The organism is Saccharopolyspora sp. NPDC002578 (genome assembly GCF_053592695.1).
The window spans coordinates 26,283-43,004 of sequence record NZ_JBSFWJ010000040.1 but is presented as its reverse complement, the minus strand read 5'-3'; the positions used below and the strand labels follow the sequence as shown (position 1 = coordinate 43,004).

27 protein-coding genes are annotated in these 16,722 nt (G+C 67.0%); all 27 read left to right on the top strand.

All coding sequences use genetic code 11. The annotated features are described in order from the left end of the window. Entirely contained in the window at positions 1-375 is a 375-nt protein-coding gene (rpsL, locus tag ACWD38_RS19365; RefSeq protein WP_009948619.1) for a 30S ribosomal protein S12, read from the top strand. Continuing rightward, on the top strand, positions 375-845 hold the full coding sequence (gene rpsG, locus ACWD38_RS19360) for a 30S ribosomal protein S7 (RefSeq protein ID WP_184476324.1): 471 nt from the start codon (positions 375-377) through the stop codon (positions 843-845). Before rpsL ends, rpsG begins: the two co-directional genes overlap by 1 nt. 76 nt (positions 846-921) lie before the next feature. Continuing rightward, positions 922-3,024, top strand: a complete 2,103-nt coding sequence (gene fusA / locus ACWD38_RS19355; RefSeq protein WP_184476327.1) for an elongation factor G — start codon at positions 922-924, stop codon at positions 3,022-3,024. A gap of 160 nt (positions 3,025-3,184) precedes the next feature. Then, positions 3,185-4,378: an elongation factor Tu gene (tuf, locus tag ACWD38_RS19350; RefSeq protein ID WP_184476330.1), complete on the top strand. Its 1,194-nt coding sequence runs from the start codon at positions 3,185-3,187 to the stop codon at positions 4,376-4,378. A gap of 619 nt (positions 4,379-4,997) precedes the next feature. Further along, entirely contained in the window at positions 4,998-5,303 is a 306-nt protein-coding gene (rpsJ, locus tag ACWD38_RS19345; RefSeq protein ID WP_009948626.1) for a 30S ribosomal protein S10, read from the top strand. A 63-nt stretch (positions 5,304-5,366) separates the two neighbouring features. Further along, the gene (gene rplC, locus ACWD38_RS19340; RefSeq protein WP_184476333.1) at positions 5,367-6,017 is read left to right on the top strand and encodes a 50S ribosomal protein L3; all 651 of its coding nucleotides are present in this window, start codon (positions 5,367-5,369) and stop codon (positions 6,015-6,017) included. After that, the gene (gene rplD / locus ACWD38_RS19335) at positions 6,017-6,706 is read left to right on the top strand and encodes a 50S ribosomal protein L4 (RefSeq protein WP_184476336.1); all 690 of its coding nucleotides are present in this window, start codon (positions 6,017-6,019) and stop codon (positions 6,704-6,706) included. The genes rplC and rplD overlap by 1 nt, the downstream gene beginning before the upstream one ends. Then, positions 6,703-7,002, top strand: coding sequence for a 50S ribosomal protein L23 (gene rplW / locus ACWD38_RS19330; RefSeq protein WP_184476339.1), 300 nt, complete (start codon positions 6,703-6,705; stop codon positions 7,000-7,002). The genes rplD and rplW overlap by 4 nt, the downstream gene beginning before the upstream one ends. Before the next feature lie 32 nt (positions 7,003-7,034). Then, positions 7,035-7,868, top strand: a complete 834-nt coding sequence (gene rplB / locus ACWD38_RS19325) for a 50S ribosomal protein L2 (RefSeq protein WP_184476342.1) — start codon at positions 7,035-7,037, stop codon at positions 7,866-7,868. 18 nt (positions 7,869-7,886) lie between these two features. Then, positions 7,887-8,168 (top strand): 30S ribosomal protein S19, encoded by a 282-nt coding sequence (gene rpsS / locus ACWD38_RS19320; protein WP_184476345.1) that lies wholly within the window; start codon positions 7,887-7,889, stop codon positions 8,166-8,168. Between the two features lie 32 nt (positions 8,169-8,200). Next, a complete protein-coding gene (gene rplV / locus ACWD38_RS19315) occupies positions 8,201-8,614 on the top strand; it encodes a 50S ribosomal protein L22 (protein WP_184476356.1) in 414 nt (137 codons plus the stop codon). After that, on the top strand, positions 8,614-9,525 hold the full coding sequence (rpsC, locus tag ACWD38_RS19310) for a 30S ribosomal protein S3 (RefSeq protein WP_184476359.1): 912 nt from the start codon (positions 8,614-8,616) through the stop codon (positions 9,523-9,525). The genes rplV and rpsC overlap by 1 nt, the downstream gene beginning before the upstream one ends. Positions 9,526-9,528: 3 nt before the next feature. Continuing rightward, the gene (rplP, locus tag ACWD38_RS19305; protein ID WP_184476363.1) at positions 9,529-9,948 is read left to right on the top strand and encodes a 50S ribosomal protein L16; all 420 of its coding nucleotides are present in this window, start codon (positions 9,529-9,531) and stop codon (positions 9,946-9,948) included. Further along, positions 9,948-10,190 carry a 50S ribosomal protein L29 gene (gene rpmC / locus ACWD38_RS19300; protein ID WP_184476366.1) on the top strand — a complete coding sequence of 81 codons (243 nt, stop codon included), beginning with the start codon at positions 9,948-9,950 and terminating at the stop codon, positions 10,188-10,190. Before rplP ends, rpmC begins: the two co-directional genes overlap by 1 nt. Further along, positions 10,187-10,468, top strand: coding sequence for a 30S ribosomal protein S17 (gene rpsQ / locus ACWD38_RS19295; protein WP_184476369.1), 282 nt, complete (start codon positions 10,187-10,189; stop codon positions 10,466-10,468). The genes rpmC and rpsQ overlap by 4 nt, the downstream gene beginning before the upstream one ends. A gap of 139 nt (positions 10,469-10,607) precedes the next feature. Further along, the gene (gene rplN, locus ACWD38_RS19290; RefSeq protein WP_184476372.1) at positions 10,608-10,976 is read left to right on the top strand and encodes a 50S ribosomal protein L14; all 369 of its coding nucleotides are present in this window, start codon (positions 10,608-10,610) and stop codon (positions 10,974-10,976) included. Next, a complete protein-coding gene (gene rplX / locus ACWD38_RS19285; RefSeq protein ID WP_184476375.1) occupies positions 10,976-11,290 on the top strand; it encodes a 50S ribosomal protein L24 in 315 nt (104 codons plus the stop codon). Before rplN ends, rplX begins: the two co-directional genes overlap by 1 nt. A 2-nt stretch (positions 11,291-11,292) precedes the next feature. Then, positions 11,293-11,856: a 50S ribosomal protein L5 gene (gene rplE, locus ACWD38_RS19280; RefSeq protein WP_184476378.1), complete on the top strand. Its 564-nt coding sequence runs from the start codon at positions 11,293-11,295 to the stop codon at positions 11,854-11,856. 42 nt (positions 11,857-11,898) lie between these two features. After that, positions 11,899-12,084 (top strand): type Z 30S ribosomal protein S14, encoded by a 186-nt coding sequence (locus ACWD38_RS19275; protein ID WP_184476381.1) that lies wholly within the window; start codon positions 11,899-11,901, stop codon positions 12,082-12,084. Between the two features lie 216 nt (positions 12,085-12,300). Further along, complete coding sequence (gene rpsH / locus ACWD38_RS19270; protein WP_184476384.1) at positions 12,301-12,699, top strand: 30S ribosomal protein S8; 399 nt, start codon at positions 12,301-12,303, stop codon at positions 12,697-12,699. Positions 12,700-12,711: 12 nt separating this feature from the next. Beyond that, positions 12,712-13,251: a 50S ribosomal protein L6 gene (gene rplF / locus ACWD38_RS19265; protein ID WP_184476387.1), complete on the top strand. Its 540-nt coding sequence runs from the start codon at positions 12,712-12,714 to the stop codon at positions 13,249-13,251. Positions 13,252-13,253: 2 nt separating this feature from the next. After that, complete coding sequence (gene rplR, locus ACWD38_RS19260) at positions 13,254-13,658, top strand: 50S ribosomal protein L18 (RefSeq protein WP_184476390.1); 405 nt, start codon at positions 13,254-13,256, stop codon at positions 13,656-13,658. Positions 13,659-13,700: 42 nt separating this feature from the next. Continuing rightward, complete coding sequence (rpsE, locus tag ACWD38_RS19255; protein WP_184476393.1) at positions 13,701-14,312, top strand: 30S ribosomal protein S5; 612 nt, start codon at positions 13,701-13,703, stop codon at positions 14,310-14,312. A 1-nt stretch (position 14,313) separates the two neighbouring features. Then, positions 14,314-14,496 (top strand): 50S ribosomal protein L30, encoded by a 183-nt coding sequence (rpmD, locus tag ACWD38_RS19250; RefSeq protein WP_184476396.1) that lies wholly within the window; start codon positions 14,314-14,316, stop codon positions 14,494-14,496. 2 nt (positions 14,497-14,498) lie between these two features. Continuing rightward, a complete protein-coding gene (gene rplO / locus ACWD38_RS19245) occupies positions 14,499-14,948 on the top strand; it encodes a 50S ribosomal protein L15 (RefSeq protein ID WP_184476399.1) in 450 nt (149 codons plus the stop codon). A gap of 615 nt (positions 14,949-15,563) precedes the next feature. Next, positions 15,564-16,061 (top strand): hypothetical protein, encoded by a 498-nt coding sequence (locus ACWD38_RS19240; RefSeq protein WP_184476401.1) that lies wholly within the window; start codon positions 15,564-15,566, stop codon positions 16,059-16,061. Between the two features lie 55 nt (positions 16,062-16,116). Further along, on the top strand, positions 16,117-16,722 hold the full coding sequence (locus ACWD38_RS19235) for a hypothetical protein (protein ID WP_184476403.1): 606 nt from the start codon (positions 16,117-16,119) through the stop codon (positions 16,720-16,722).

Here is a 16,722-nt window from a genome sequence, read left to right as displayed (position 1 = left end):
ATGCCCACCATCCAGCAGCTGGTCCGTAAGGGCCGCCAGGACAAGGTCGCCAAGACCAAGACTGCGGCGCTCAAGGGGAGCCCGCAGCGGCGTGGCGTGTGCACCCGCGTGTACACCACCACCCCGAAGAAGCCCAACTCGGCACTGCGCAAGGTCGCTCGTGTCAAGCTCACCAGCGGCATCGAGGTCACGGCCTACATCCCGGGTGAGGGGCACAACCTCCAGGAGCACTCGATCGTGCTGGTTCGCGGCGGCCGTGTGAAGGACCTCCCCGGCGTGCGGTACAAGATCATCCGTGGGTCTGCCGACACGCAGGGTGTGAAGAACCGCAAGCAGGCTCGCAGCCGGTACGGCGCGAAGAAGGAGAAGAGCTGATGCCCCGCAAGGGTCCGGCCCCGAAGCGGCCGCTCAACGCCGATCCCGTGTACGCCTCGCCGCTGGTCACCCAGCTGGTGAACAAGGTCCTCGTCGACGGCAAGCGCTCGTTGGCCGAGAAGATCGTGTACGCGGCGCTCGAAGGTGCGCGGGAGAAGAACAGCACCGACCCGGTGGTCACGCTCAAGCGCGCGCTGGACAACGTGAAGCCGACCCTGGAGGTCCGCAGCCGCCGTGTCGGTGGCGCGACCTACCAGGTGCCGATCGAGGTCCGCGCCGGTCGCTCCACCACGCTGGCGCTGCGCTGGCTCGTGACCTACTCGCGGCAGCGCCGCGAGAAGACCATGGTCGAGCGCCTGATGAACGAACTGCTCGACGCCAGCAACGGCCTCGGCGCGAGCGTCAAGAAGCGCGAAGACACGCACAAGATGGCGGAGTCCAACAAGGCCTTCGCGCACTACCGCTGGTGACGTCGGGTCGGCTCCTGCCCGCCTCGGCACACCGATTCGACGGCTTGCATCTGCTGTAGGAACGGGGAAGAAACTCGTGGCACGCGACGTGCTGACGGACCTCACGAAGGTCCGCAACATCGGCATTATGGCCCACATCGACGCGGGCAAGACCACCACGACCGAGCGGATCCTGTACTACACCGGGATCAACCACAAGCTCGGCGAGACGCACGACGGCGCCTCGACGATGGACTGGATGGAAGAGGAGCAGAAGCGGGGTATCACGATCACCTCGGCTGCTACCACGACCTTCTGGGAAGACAACCAGATCAACATCATCGACACTCCGGGACACGTCGACTTCACGGTCGAGGTGGAGCGCTCGCTGCGCGTCCTGGATGGCGCCGTCGCGGTCTTCGACGGCAAGGAAGGTGTCGAGCCGCAGTCCGAGCAGGTCTGGCGGCAGGCGGACAAGTACGACGTCCCGCGCATCTGCTTCGTCAACAAGATGGACAAGCTCGGTGCGGACTTCTACTTCACCGTGAAGACCATCCGCGAGCGGCTCAACGCCACTCCGCTGGTGCTTCAGCTGCCCATCGGCACCGAGTCCGACTTCGAGGGCGTCGTCGACCTGGTCAGCATGAAGGCGCTGACCTGGCGTGGTGACGTGAAGAAGGGCGAGAGCTACGAGATCGAGCCGATCCCGGAAGACCTCGTCGAGAGCGCGAACTCGTACCGCGAGCAGCTGGTCGAGGCCGTCGCCGAGACCGACGAGGCTCTGATGGAGGCCTACTTCGGTGGCGAGGAACTCACCACCGAGCAGATCAAGGCCGGCATCCGGAAGCTGACCGTCGAGCGCACCGCGTTCCCGGTCCTGTGCGGCACCGCGTTCAAGAACAAGGGCGTGCAGCCCATGCTCGACGCGGTCGTCGACTTCCTGCCGTCGCCGCTGGACGTGCCGCCGGTGCAGGGTCTGATGCTCGACGGTGAGACCACCGCGGAGCGCAAGCCCAGCACCGAGGAGCCCTTCGCCGCGCTGGTGTCCAAGATCGCCGTGCACCCGTTCTACGGGAAGCTGACCTACATCCGGGTCTACTCGGGCAAGGTCACGCAGGGCACGCAGGTCATGAACTCCACGCGTGAGCGCAAGGAGCGCATCGGGAAGTTCTTCCAGATGCACTCCAACAAGGAGAACCCGGTCGACGAGGCCCAGGCGGGTCACATCTACGCCGTGGTCGGTCTCAAGGAGACCACCACCGGTGACACGCTGTGCGATCCGCAGAAGCCGATCGTGCTCGAGTCGATGACCTTCCCGGAGCCCGTCATCGACGTGGCCGTCGAGCCGAAGACGAAGGCCGACCAGGAGAAGCTCTCCACGGCGATCCAGAAGCTCGCCGAGGAGGACCCGACCTTCCGCGTTCACCACGACGAGGAGACCGGTCAGACGGTCCTCTCCGGCATGGGCGAGCTGCACCTGGAAGTCCTGGTCAACCGGATGAAGTCGGACTTCAGGGTCGAGGCGAACATCGGTAAGCCCCAGGTGGCCTACCGCGAGACGATTCGCAAGTCGGTCGAGAAGTACGAGTACACGCACAAGAAGCAGACCGGTGGTTCCGGGCAGTTCGCCCGCGTCATCATCGCGGTCGAGCCGATCGAGCAGACTGCCGACAGTGCGACGTACGAGTTCCAGAACAAGGTCACCGGTGGTCGCGTCCCGCGCGAGTACATCCCGTCGGTGGACCAGGGCGCGCAGGACGCCATGCAGTACGGCGTGCTGGCCGGCTACCCGCTGGTGGGCGTCAAGGTGACCTTGCTGGACGGCCAGTACCACGAGGTCGACTCCTCGGAGATGGCGTTCAAGGTCGCCGGTTCCATCGCCCTGAAGGAGGCCGCGCAGAAGGCCTCCCCGGCGATCCTCGAACCGGTGATGGCGGTCGAGGTGATCACGCCCGAGGACTACATGGGCGATGTCATCGGCGACCTCAACTCCCGCCGTGGCCAGATCCAGGCCATGGAGGAGCGCAGCGGTGCGCGTGTCGTCAAGGCGCAGGTGCCGCTGTCCGAGATGTTCGGGTATGTCGGCGACCTGCGTTCCAAGACGCAGGGCCGCGCGAACTACTCGATGGTGTTCGACTCCTACGCCGAGGTTCCCGCGAACGTGGCGAAGGAGATCATCGCGAAGGCTACGGGCGAGTAATTCCCTGTAGTTCGGCGGCGGCCGGCTCGGCCTCGTGATCGGGGCCGCGGCCGTCCGCCTCCAAACCCGACAGGACTCCGCCTGGCACTAAATCTTCGCGTAACGCGGGGACTGGCTAGTCGTACGGCGGAAAGAGAACTAAGTCCAGGAGGACAATCCAGTGGCTAAGGCGAAGTTCGAGAGGGACAAGCCGCACGTCAACATCGGGACCATCGGTCACGTTGACCACGGCAAGACCACGCTCACCGCGGCCATCACCAAGGTGCTGCACGAGAAGCACCCGGAGCTGAACCCCTTCACGCCGTTCGACGAGATCGACAAGGCGCCGGAGGAGAAGCAGCGCGGTATCACGATTCAGATCGCGCACGTCGAGTACCAGACCGAGAAGCGTCACTACGCGCACGTCGACGCCCCCGGTCACGCCGACTACGTGAAGAACATGATCACCGGTGCCGCCCAGATGGACGGGGCGATCCTGGTGGTGGCCGCCACCGACGGCCCGATGCCGCAGACGCGTGAGCACGTGCTGCTGGCTCGCCAGGTCGGTGTGCCCTACATCCTCGTCGCGCTGAACAAGGCCGACATGGTCGACGACGAGGAGATCATGGAGCTCGTGGAGATGGAGGTCCGCGAGCTGCTGTCCGGCGAGGAGTACGACGGCGACGGTGCTCCGGTCGTCCGCGTCTCCGCGCTGAAGGCGCTCGAGGGCGACCCCGAGTGGACCGACAAGGTCATGCAGCTGCTCGACGCGGTCGACGAGAACGTTCCGGACCCGGAGCGCGAGACCGACAAGCCCTTCCTGATGCCGGTCGAGGACTCTTTCTCGATCACCGGCCGCGGCACCGTGGTGACCGGTCGGATCGAGCGCGGCGTCATCAAGGTGAACGAAGAGGTCGAGCTCGTCGGCATCAAGGACACCGCGCTGAAGACCACGGTCACCGGCGTCGAGATGTTCCGCAAGCTGCTGGACGAGGGCCAGGCCGGTGACAACGTCGGTCTGCTCGTGCGCGGCATCAAGCGCGAGGACGTCGAGCGCGGCATGGTGGTCGTCAAGCCGAAGACCACGACCCCGCACACCGAGTTCGAGTGCCAGGTCTACATCCGGTCGAAGGAGGACGGTGGCCGTCACACCCCGTTCTTCAACAACTACCGGCCGCAGTTCTACTTCCGCACCACCGACGTGACCGGCGTCGTGACCCTCCCCGAGGGCACCGAGATGGTCATGCCGGGCGACAACGTCGAGATGTCGGTGCAGCTGATCCAGCCGATCGCGATGGAGGACGGCCTCCGCTTCGCGATCCGCGAGGGTGGTCGTACGGTCGGCGCGGGTCGCGTCACCAAGATCATCAAGTGATCCACCGCGAGGGCCTGCTCCTTCTCTGAAGGGGCAGGCCCTCGCTGGTTTCCGGGGTCCGCGCCGCGGTGCGAACTCCGAAAACCACCCCCCGATTCGGGCTGGCATACGGCGTGTGCCATCCTGTATGGGTTGCTCGTTCGGAGCGGCCGGTTTCCCAGGCGTTCATCGCCTAGTAGTGGAAGTCCCGGCCGCTCCGCCACGAGAAGCCCCGCGCCCTGGAGTTTCGGAGCAGGACCGGTTTCGGCCGGGCCTGGGCGCTGCGCCGGGAGTTCTCCCGCGTCGCCGTCCGGCAGGGTGCACAGCAAGAGGTGTACGGGTCTTCGGGAGTGCCCTTCGGGGAGCTCCGTGATCCATCCCAGCGGCGGAGTTCGATGGGACCGGTCTGTTCGCAGCGGGCGACACGCCCGACCGCGTGTACCGGGCACCAGCAACCTGAACAGGGGCGGACCGAGGGCTGAGTTCGACGGGCGGGAGAAATCCCGGTTCGAGAGCTCACCGGCCCAGGCCGCGACGGGCACCCGAAGCCCATGGGCGCAGCGCCGTCGTCAGCATCGAGCTGAAGACCGCCGCAGCGCCGACCACTGGCGGCACGAGACTAGAGGAACGGCAAGCCACTATGGCGGGACAGAAGATCCGCATCCGGCTCAAGGCCTACGACCACGAGGCGATCGACGCGTCCGCGCGCAAGATCGTTGAGACCGTGACGCGCACCGGCGCTCGGGTCGTCGGGCCGGTGCCGCTGCCGACGGAGAAGAACGTCTACTGCGTCATCCGCTCTCCGCACAAGTACAAGGACTCGCGGGAGCACTTCGAGATGCGGACGCACAAGCGGCTCATCGACATCCTCGAACCGACGCCGAAGACGGTGGACGCGTTGATGCGCATCGACCTTCCGGCCAGCGTCGACGTGAACATCCAGTAAGGGTCGGCCCATCGTGAGACGGCTCGTTCGCGGGCCGGCCGTAGTGCGGAGAGAACAAGACTGATGTCTGACAGGCAGATCAAGGGGATTCTGGGCACCAAGCTCGGCATGACCCAGGTCTTCGACGAGAACAACCGGGTCGTCCCGGTGACCGTCGTGCAGGCCGGGCCGAACGTGGTCACCCAGATCCGTACCCCCGACAAGGACGGCTATTCGGCCGTGCAGCTGGCGTTCGGCGCCATCGACCCCCGCAAGGTGAACAAGCCGCGCACCGGCCACTTCACCAAGGCCGGGGTCACCCCGCGCCGCCACCTCGTCGAGCTGCGCACGAATGACGCCGGTGAGTACGAAGTCGGCCAGGAGATCACCGCCGAGCTGTTCGAAGCCGGCACCGTGGTCGACGTGGTCGGCACCAGCAAGGGCAAGGGCTTCGCCGGCACGATCAAGCGGCACGGCTTCCACCGCCAGCCGATGAGCCACGGTGCTCAGGCCGTGCACCGGAAGCCGGGCTCGATCGGTGGCTGCGCCACCCCGGGTCGCGTCTTCAAGGGCATGAAGATGTCCGGCCGGATGGGCTCGGACCGCGTCACCACCCAGAACCTCAAGGTTCACCGGGTTGAGGGCGACTCCGGCCTGTTGCTGATCAAGGGCGCCGTTCCTGGCCCCAAGGGCGGCCTGGTTCTGGTCAAGAGCCCCGCGAAGGGTGGTGCGTGATGAGCGCGACGCTGGACGTCCGTACCCCGGACGGCTCCACCGACGGCAGTGTCGAGCTGCCCGCCGAGATCTTCGACGTGCAGGCCAACGTGGCCCTGATGCACCAGGTGGTGACGGCCCAGCTGGCCGCCGCTCGCCAGGGCACGCACTCCACGAAGACTCGCGGTCAGGTCTCCGGTGGCGGCAAGAAGCCGTACCGGCAGAAGGGCACCGGTAACGCCCGTCAGGGTTCGATCCGGGCTCCCCAGTTCACCGGTGGTGGCACGGTGCACGGCCCGCAGCCGCGGGACTACACCCAGCGCACCCCGAAGAAGATGAAGGCCGCCGCGTTGCGCGGTGCGCTGTCCGACCGCGCTCGCGCCGGCCAGCTGCACGTCGTGACGCACGTGGTCGGTGGCGAGTCGCCGTCGACCAAGGCCGCCAAGTCCGCGGTCCGCATCTGGACCGAGGCGAAGCGGGTGCTGGTGGTGCTGAACCGCTCGGAGGAGGCCAACTCCTGGCTGAGCCTGCGCAACCTCGAGCACGTGCACCTGATCGACCCGGGTCAGCTCAACACCTACGACGTGCTGGTCAACGACGACGTGGTGTTCAGCAAGGCCGCATTCGAGCGGTTCGTCGCCGGGCCCGTGCAGGGCCGCTCCGCCAAGGCAGCAGCCGTGGCAGCGAGCGCTGAGGAGGCACAGCAGTGATCCCCGACCCGCGAGACATCATCTTGGCGCCGGTCATCTCCGAGAAGAGCTACGCGCTCTTGGAGGAGGGCCAGTACACGTTCCTGGTTCGCCCCGGCACGAACAAGACCGAGATCAAGATCGCCGTTGAGAAGATCTTCGACGTCAAGGTCTCCAACGTGAACACGATCAACCGCAACGGCAAGCGCAAGCGCACCCGCACCGGGTACGGCAAGCGCAAGGACACCAAGCGGGCGATCGTGACGCTGTCCCCGGAGAGCAAGCCGATCGAGATCTTCGGCGGACCGGCCGCCTGACCGGCGCTGATTAGGACGAGGTTTCTACAGAGATGGGCATTCGCAAGCACAAGCCGACGACGCCGGGCCGTCGCGGCTCCAGCGTGTCCGACTTCGCCGAGATCACCCGGTCGGAGCCGGAGAAGTCGCTGGTGCGCCCGCTGCACGGTCGCGGCGGCCGCAACGCGCACGGCAAGATCACGACGCGGCACCAGGGCGGCGGCCACAAGCGGGCCTACCGCCTCATCGACTTCCGCCGCAATGACAAGGACGGTGTGCCGGCCAAGGTCGCGCACATCGAGTACGACCCCAACCGCAGTGCGCGCATCGCGCTGCTGCACTACCTGGACGGCGAGAAGCGCTACATCGTGGCGCCGAACGGCGTCCGGCAGGGTGACAAGGTCGAAAGCGGGCCGCGGGCCGACATCAAGCCCGGCAACAACCTCCCGCTGCGCAACATCCCGACCGGCACCGTGATCCACGCGATCGAGCTGCGCCCCGGTGGCGGAGCCAAGATCGCGCGGTCCGCCGGTGCCCGGGTCCAGCTGGTGGCCAAGGACGGCCCGTACGCCCAGCTGCGGATGCCTTCGGGCGAGATCCGCAACGTGGACGTGCGCTGCCGCGCCACGGTCGGCGAGGTCGGCAACTCCGAGCACTCGAACATCAGCTGGGGCAAGGCCGGCCGCATGCGGTGGAAGGGCAAGCGCCCGACCGTCCGCGGTGTCGTCATGAACCCGGTCGACCACCCGCACGGTGGCGGTGAGGGTAAGACCTCCGGTGGTCGCCACCCGGTCAACCCGAAGGGTCGTCCCGAGGGCCGCACCCGCCGCAACAAGCCCAGTGACAAGCTCATCGTCCGGCGCCGTCGCACCGGCAAGAAGCGCTGAGCAGGGAGGTAGTAGCACATGCCACGCAGCCTTAAGAAGGGCCCGTTCGTGGACGACCACCTGCTCAAGAAGGTGGACGCGCTCAACGAGTCGGGCAAGAAGACCGTGATCAAGACCTGGTCCCGCCGGTCCACGATCATCCCGGACATGCTGGGCCACACCTTCGCGGTGCACGACGGTCGCAAGCACATCCCGGTGTTCGTCACCGAGTCGATGGTCGGGCACAAGCTGGGCGAGTTCGCGCCGACGAGGACCTTCAAGGGCCACGTCAAGGATGACCGGAAGTCCCGCCGCCGCTGAGCGGGGGCGAACCAAGAGCAAGGGGTAGCAGGATGACAGCCCGTTCCGACGACACCGCGGCGGATGACAACCGCGCGGTGGCGCGGGCCCGCTTCGTCCGCGTGACGCCGATGAAGGCCCGTCGCGTGGTCGAGCTCATCAAGGGCCGTAACGCCAGCGAAGCCCTGGCAGTGCTCCAGTTCGCGCCGCAGGCCGCCAGCGGTCCGGTGTCGAAGGTGCTCGCCAGTGCCGTCGCCAACGCGCAGAACAACCAGTCGCTCGACCCCGACACCCTGTGGGTGCACCGGGCGTACGTGGACGAGGGACCGACGCTGAAGCGGTTCCAGCCCCGTGCCCAGGGCCGTGCGTACCGGATCCGCAAGCGGACCGCGCACATCACCATCGAGGTGGAGTCGCGGCCGAAGGCGGCCGGTAAGACGAAGAGCCAGAAGGGGAGTGCCCGGTAGTGGGTCAGAAGATCAACCCGCACGGCTTCCGACTCGGCATCACCACGGACTGGAAGTCCCGGTGGTACGCCGACAAGCAGTACGCGGAATACGTTGCGGAGGACGTCAAGATCCGCCGTCGGCTCTCTCGCGGTATGGAGCGCGCAGGGATCTCCAAAGTGGAGATCGAGCGCACCCGCGAGCGGGTCCGGGTGGACATTCACACCGCCCGGCCGGGCATCGTCATCGGCCGTCGTGGTGCCGAAGCGGACCGCATCCGCGGTTCGCTGGAGAAGCTGACCGGCAAGCAGGTCCAGCTCAACATCCTCGAAGTCAAGAACTCCGAGGCCGACGCGCAGCTCGTCGCGCAGGGCGTGGCCGAGCAGCTGTCCAACCGCGTGTCCTTCCGGCGCGCGATGCGCAAGGCCATCCAGTCGGCCATGCGCTCGCCGCAGGTCAAGGGCATCCGGGTGCAGTGCGGTGGCCGTCTGGGCGGGGCCGAGATGTCCCGCTCGGAGTTCTACCGCGAGGGTCGTGTCCCGCTGCACACGCTGCGCGCGGACATCGACTACGGCTTCTTCGAGGCCCGCACCACGTTCGGGCGCATCGGCGTCAAGGTGTGGATCTACAAGGGTGAGCTGGTCGGCGGCCTGAAGCAGAAGCAGCAGGAGTCCGAGGTGCGCGCGCCTCGCGGCGAGGGCGGCGGCGGACGTGGCGAGCGCGGCGACCGCGGTGGCCGTTCCGACCGCGGTGGCCGTCGTCGTTCCGGAGCTTCGGGCACCACCGGTGCCGGTGGCACCGAGGCCGGTCGCGCCGCAGCCAAGGGCGGTTCGGCGGAGAGCTCGGAGCAGGCGCAGACCGCGGGCGACGTGGCCGCTGCCAACGCTCCGGCCGTGGCCGAGCCGCAGGCCGATCAGAAGACGGAGGGCTGAGCAGTGCTGGTCCCACGCAGGGTGAAGTGGCGCAAGAGCCACGCACCGAAGCGCAGTGGCTTCGCCAAGGGCGGCACCCGCATCAACTTCGGCGAGTACGGCATCCAGGCGGTCGAGCACGGCTACGTGACCAACCGTCAGATCGAGTCGGCGCGTATCGCGATCACCCGGCACGTCAAGCGTGGTGGCAAGGTCTGGATCAACATCTTCCCGGACCGCCCGCTGACGAAGAAGCCGGCCGAGACCCGTCAGGGTTCCGGTAAGGGCTCGCCCGAGTCCTGGGTCGCGAACGTCAAGCCGGGCCGCGTCATGTTCGAGCTGAACTTCCCGAACAAGAAGACGGCCGTCGAAGCGCTGACCCGCGCGGCGCACAAGCTGCCGATGAAGTGCAAGATCGTGTCCCGCGAGGGTGGTGACTTCTGATGGCGGCTGGTGTCACCGCTGGTGAGCTCCGGGAGCTGGGCGACGAGGAACTGGTGGCCAAGGTCCGGGAGTCGAAGGAAGAGCTGTTCAACCTTCGCTTCCAGATGGCGACCGGGCAGTTGGAGAACAACCGCCGGTTGCGCGTGGTCCGCAGGGACATCGCCCGGATCTACACCATCATGCGCGAGCGCGAGCTCGGCCTGACGGTGTCCCCTGACGCGACCGAGGAGGGCGCGGCATGAGCAGCCAGGCAGAGGAACAGAGCGTGGCGCGGAACTACCGCAAGACCCGCGAGGGATACGTCGTGTCCGACAAGATGGACAAGACGATCGTGGTGTCGCTGGAGGACCGCAAGAAGCACGCTCTCTACAGCAAGGTCATGCGCCAGACCACCAAGGTCAAGGCGCACGACGAGGCCAACACGGCCGGTGTCGGCGACCGCGTGCTCCTGATGGAGACCCGGCCGCTGTCCGCGACGAAGCGCTGGCGCCTCGTCGAGGTCGTGGAGAAGGCCAAGTAGGACATCGAAAGCGGGCCGGGCGCCGGTATGTCGGCGTCCGGCCCGCTGCCGGTGATGACCGCGCGCGTCAAGTCGGAAATTTGGCGCGCCAGAGTGTGTCCGCGCGCAGGGTGCGGGCACTTAGGGTCAGGAGTCAGACGTGATCCAGCAGGAGTCGCGACTGCGTGTCGCCGACAACACTGGGGCCAAGGAGATCCTCACGATCCGGGTCCTCGGTGGTTCTGGTCGGCGTTACGCGGGTATCGGTGACGTCATCGTCGCCACCGTCAAGGAAGCAATTCCGGGTGCCGGCGTGAAGAAGGGCGATGTGGTCAAGGCCGTCATCGTCCGGCAGAAGAAGGAAAAGCGCCGCGCGGATGGTTCCTACATCCGGTTCGACGAGAACGCCGCGGTGCTGCTCAAGACCGACGGTGGTCCCCGTGGGACCCGCATCTTCGGCCCGGTCGGGCGCGAGCTGCGCGACAAGAAGTACATGAAGATCATTTCGCTCGCGCCGGAGGTGCTGTGATGAAGATCAAGAAGGGCGACACCGTCGTCGTGATCTCCGGCAAGGACAAGGGCGCTCGCGGCAAGGTCATCGAGGCCTACCCGCAGCGTGAGCGGGTCCTGGTCGAAGGCGTGAACCGGATCAAGAAGCACACCAAGGTCTCCCGGACCGAGCGTGGTGCGCAGTCCGGCGGAATCGTCACCCAGGAGGCGCCGATTCACGTGAGCAACGTGATGGTGGTCGACTCCGACGGCACTCCCACGCGTGTGGGCTACCGGTTCGGCGAGGACGGCAAGAAGGTTCGCGTGTCCCGCCGCAACGGGAAGGACATCTGATCATGACCACCACGGAGAAGATCGTCCCCCGGCTCAAGACCCGGTACCGCGACGAGATCCGCAAGGCCCTGCACGAGGAGTTCGAGTACTCGAACGCCATGCTGGTCCCCGGCGTGGTCAAGGTCGTCGTCAACATGGGTGTCGGTGACGCGGCGCGGGACAGCAAGCTCATCGAAGGCGCGGTCCGCGACCTGACCACGATCACCGGTCAGCGCCCCGAGATCCGCCGGGCCCGCAAGTCCATCGCTCAGTTCAAGCTGCGCGAAGGCATGCCGATCGGTGCGCGCGTCACGCTGCGCGGCGACCGCATGTGGGAGTTCGTCGACCGCCTGGTCACGATCGCGCTGCCGCGCATCCGTGACTTCCGCGGCCTGTCGCCGAAGCAGTTCGACGGCAACGGCAACTACACCTTCGGGCTCAACGAGCAGTCGATGTTCCACGAGATCGACCCCGACTCGATCGACCGTCCCCGCGGTATGGACATCACAGTGGTGACCACGGCCACCACCAATGAGGAAGGCCGGCGGCTGCTGCGCCACCTGGGCTTCCCGTTCAAGGAGCAGTGATGTCGGGTATCGCAGGGCGTCGAAACAAGGAGAACTGAGCCGATGGCCAAGAAGGCGCTGATCAACAAGGCCGCGCGCAAGCCGAAGTTCAAGGTGCGCGGCTACACCCGCTGCCAGCGCTGCGGGCGTCCGCGGTCGGTGTTCCGCAAGTTCGGCCTGTGCCGCGTGTGCTTCCGCGAGATGGCGCACGCCGGCGAGCTGCCGGGCGTGAGCAAGTCTTCCTGGTGAGTGCCCGCCCGCTGGGCGATACCCGGTCACGGGTACGCTCGGCGGGCACCACCAGGGCTTTTACCCGCTTCGGCGGGTGGCGCGCGTGCGTGCCGCTGACATGAGCCTGCCCGTCCGGCAGGCATCCGACTTCGCCTAGGCCAGGATCCAGACCTCCCGCTGTGCGGGACGCGTCCGGGCCCGTCGGAACCGGGTGAGAAAGGTGGACCAGGTCACATGACGATGACCGACCCCATCGCAGACATGCTGACGCGTCTGCGGAATGGAAGTTCGGCGTATCACGACGAGGTCGTGATGCCGCATTCGAAGCTCAAGGCGAACATCGCCGAAATCCTCAAGCGCGAGGGTTACGTGACGGGTTCCCGTGCCGAGCAGGGCGAGAAGGGCCAGAACCTGGTCGTCGAGCTCAAGTACGGCCCGAACCGGGAACGCAGCATCGCCGGCCTGCGGCGGGTCTCCAAGCCCGGTCTGCGGGTCTACGCGAAGTCCACGAACCTGCCGAAGGTTCTCGGCGGCCTGGGCATCGCGATCATTTCCACGTCCGGTGGTCTGGTGACCGACCGGCAGGCCATCAAGCAGGGCGTGGGCGGGGAAGTCCTCGCCTACGTTTGGTAAGGGAGGAGGAGCATGTCGCGTATCGGGAAGCTTCCGATCACCGTGCCCTCCGGTGTCGAGGTCACCATCGACGGGCAGGCGGTGACGGTCAAGGGCCCCAAGGGCACCTTGGAGCAGAACATCGCCGAGCCGATCACCGTTGAGAAGGACGAAGACGGGTCGGTCCTGGTCAAGCGGCCGGACGACGAGCGCGAGAGCCGCTCGCTGCACGGTCTGTCGCGCAGCCTGGTCAACAACATGGTGCTCGGCGTCAGCAAGGGCTACCAGAAGGACCTGGAAATCCACGGCGTGGGTTACCGGGTGCTGCTCAAGGGCGCGAACCTCGAGTTCTCCTTGGGCTACAGCCACCCCATCGTGATCGAGCCCCCGAAGGGCATCGAGTTCGCGACCGAGGGTGCGACCAAGCTGTCGGTCAAGGGCATCGACAAGCAGTTGGTCGGCGAGATCGCCGCGAGGATCCGCAAGCTGCGCCGTCCCGACCCGTACAAGGGCAAGGGCGTGCGTTACGCCGGCGAAGCCATCCGCCGCAAGGTCGGAAAGACGGGTAAGTGACCATGAGCGAGACAACCACTGCTACGAAGCGCAAGCCCGTGGGCAAGGACATCTCGACCGTGCGTCGGATCGCCCGCGCGAACCGCCACTTCCGGCTCCGGAAGAAGATCAGCGGCACGCCGGCGCGTCCGCGCCTGGTCGTGACCCGGTCCACGCGGCACATCGTCGCGCAGGTCATCGACGACGTCGCGGGTCACACGCTGGCGTCGGCCTCCAGCATGGAAGCCGACCTGCGCACCCTCGAGGGCGACAAGAAGGCCAAGGCGACCAAGGTCGGCGAGCTCGTCGCCGCCCGTGCCAAGGACGCCGGTGTCGAGAAGGTCGTGTTCGACCGGGGTGGCAACGCCTACCACGGCCGGGTCGCGGCGCTGGCCGACGCCGCCCGTGACGGCGGCCTGGAGTTCTGACATGCGTACGACTGAGATGACAACGATCGAGAGGGACGCCTGATGCCTGGACGCACTCGGCGTGACGGCGGTTCGGAGTCCGGCGGCAAAGACCGCCGGGACCGCCGCGACGGTGGCCGTGGCGGGGCGGCCCAAGAGAAGAGCATGCAGTTCGAGCGTGTCGTGACGATCAACCGCGTCGCGAAGGTCGTCAAGGGCGGCCGGCGGTTCAGCTTCACCGCGCTCGTGGTCGTCGGTGACACCGACGGCATGGTCGGTGTCGGTTACGGCAAGGCCAAGGAAGTGCCCGCGGCGATCGCCAAGGGCGTGGAGGAGGCGAAGAAGAACTTCTTCCGCGTCCCCCGCCTCGGCGGCACGATCACGCACCCGGTCCAGGGTGAGGACGCCGCCGGCGTCGTCATGCTGCGTCCGGCCAGCGCCGGTACCGGTGTCATCGCCGGCGGCCCGGTGCGCGCGGTGCTGGAAGGCGCCGGCGTGCACGACGTGCTGAGCAAGTCGCTGGGCAGCGACAACCCGATCAACATCGTGCACGCCACGGTGGCGGCGCTCAAGAGCCTGCAGCGTCCGGAGGAGGTCGCGGCCCGCCGCGGTCTGCCGCTGGAAGACGTGGCTCCCGCGTTCATGCTGCGTGCGCGTGCCGGTCAGGGGGCGTGACGTGGCACAGCTGAAGATCACCCAGACCCGTGGTCTGGTGGGCACGAAGAGCAACCAGCGCGACAGCATGCGCACCCTCGGCCTGCGCAAGATCCGCCAGACCGTGGTTCGCCCTGATGACGCGAACACGCGTGGCCTGGTCAAGGCCGTGCACCACCTGGTGACGGTTGAGGAGGTGGACTGAGCATGGTCATCAAGATTCACGACCTGCGCCCCGCGCCGGGTTCGAACCGGGACAAGATCCGGGTCGGCCGCGGTGAGGGCTCCAAGGGCAAGACCGCGGGCCGCGGTACCAAGGGCACCAAGGCTCGCAAGACCGTCTCCCCGCGCTTCGAAGGCGGGCAGATGCCGATCCAGATGCGGCTCCCGAAGCTTCGCGGCTTCAAGAACCGCAACCGGGTGGAGTACCAAGGCGTGAACCTCGGCCGCCTGGCCGCTGCGTTCCCGAACGGTGGCACCGTCGGCATCGACGAGCTGATCTCGGCCGGACTCGCCAACAAGGGCGAGCTGGTCAAGGTTCTCGGTGGTGGTGAGCTGGAGGGCGTCAAGCTGGACGTCACCGCGCACGCCTTCACCGGCAGCGCGCAGGAGAAGATCACTGCCGCGGGCGGTTCGGCTACCAAGCTGGAGAGCTGAACGCTCCGGTGATTCCGGTCGAAAGGGCCGGTCGACCTTCGGGTCGGCCGGCCCTTTCGCATGTCCGGGTCGTGTTAGCGGTGCTTGCGTGGTTTCCCGGGAAAGCTCGCCGCCGCCCGGTCGAGGCGTGCTGGGCGACATCCGGGCATCGGCACTGGACAACGCCTCGGCTCGAAGTTGATTCCCGGCTTTCGCCGTTATCGCTGATAACGCGTTTTCCGGCCGATTTTCCGGTTCTCGTCCGGCGTTTTTCGATTCGGCTCAGGTATATGTGAACGCTGAGTTCTGCTGCGGTGAACCGGAACTGATCTGAATCGGCGCGCGCCGGGTGGCTGCTCGGCAGGTGCTCGTGGCCGATCGGACGCGCCTTGCTCCGCGAAGGGCCTTGGTGACCTGGTGTTCCGTTCCGGTCGCCGGTGGCGCGTGAGGTCGGCCGGGGTGCGGTGGAGCAGTGGGGCTGAGCCGTCCGGGCGCAGCGAAAAGTGTGAGCAATCGCCGCCGTTCCGCCGAATGGAAGCGCTCCCATTCGCAGGTACTGGCCATTCCGATGCGCGTTTAAGTTGTTCGGACCAGTGCTCCCGAGCACTCCTTCGGAATCAATTATGAGGAGCAGGTATGCGGCGTCGAACGCTACGAGCCGGACTGCCGATCGCGGCGATGTCCCTGCTGGCGGCCACCGTTCCCGGAATCGCCGGTGCCGCGGCGGCCGAGGCGAGCCCGGCGCGGCACTGCGCCTTCGACGCGGGCACCGGCCAGCAGCGCTGCTTCGACACCCTCGCCGAGGCCACCGGCAGCGCCCGGTCGGAGGTGGCGAGCACGCGGGACGGCGAGGTCGTGCAGGGGACCTTGTTCGACGAGGAGAACTACGGCGGGGACAGCTTCACGATCTACGGCGCCGGGCTGTGCGAGAAGGACGGCAAGGTCGAGTACCAGATCGACCTGCCGGACGACTGGAAGGACCGGGTCACCTCGGTGCAGCCGTGGGCGAACTGCTGGATCTGGCTGTACCCGGAGCCGAACCTCGGCGGCGACCGCGACGGGCCGTTCAAGGAGAACACCGCCTACGTCGGTGACCTGATCAACGACCGCACCCAGTCCGTCGGACTCAGCTGAGCGGTCGCCGAGCGCGGCACCGAACCGGCGCCGCCCAACATCGAGGAGAGCCCTCATGTCCCCACGTCGATCCAGCGCGGTCCTCGTCTCGGCGTTCTCGCTGGCAGCGATGGCCTTCGCGCCGTCGGCCGCCGCCGCGGACGAGCCGACGGTCCGCGAACTCATGGAGAAGTGCGACAACGGCACCGACAGCTGCGTGTTCCACCCGGAAGGCCAGCCGGAGTACTACACCGATGAGGCGCACACCGTCGGTGACCCGGTCTACAACTGCACCGACGGGATCCAGCGCTCCTCGGTGGAGTGGTCGGACACGACCTCGCAGAGCAACAGCGTCGGCATGTCGATGACCACGGAGGCCGGGTTCGGCAAGGTCTTCTCCATCGCCTACGAGCAGAGCTACGAGCACACCTGGGAGGAGTCGCACACCGAATCCCAGACGACGAACGTGGACACCGAGCCGAACCAGGTGGGTTCGGTCGAGCGCGCGGCGCAGATGCAGAAGGTGAAGGGCACCTACGAGCTGCACTTCGAGGACAAGTTCTACGACCACTACATCTGGTACGTGCCGATGGAGGTCACGGGCCCGGCGCCGGACCCGACCAGCGCGGTCAGCCAGCACGTGCGGGACATGACGGAGGAAGAGATCTCCCAGTGCCCGTGA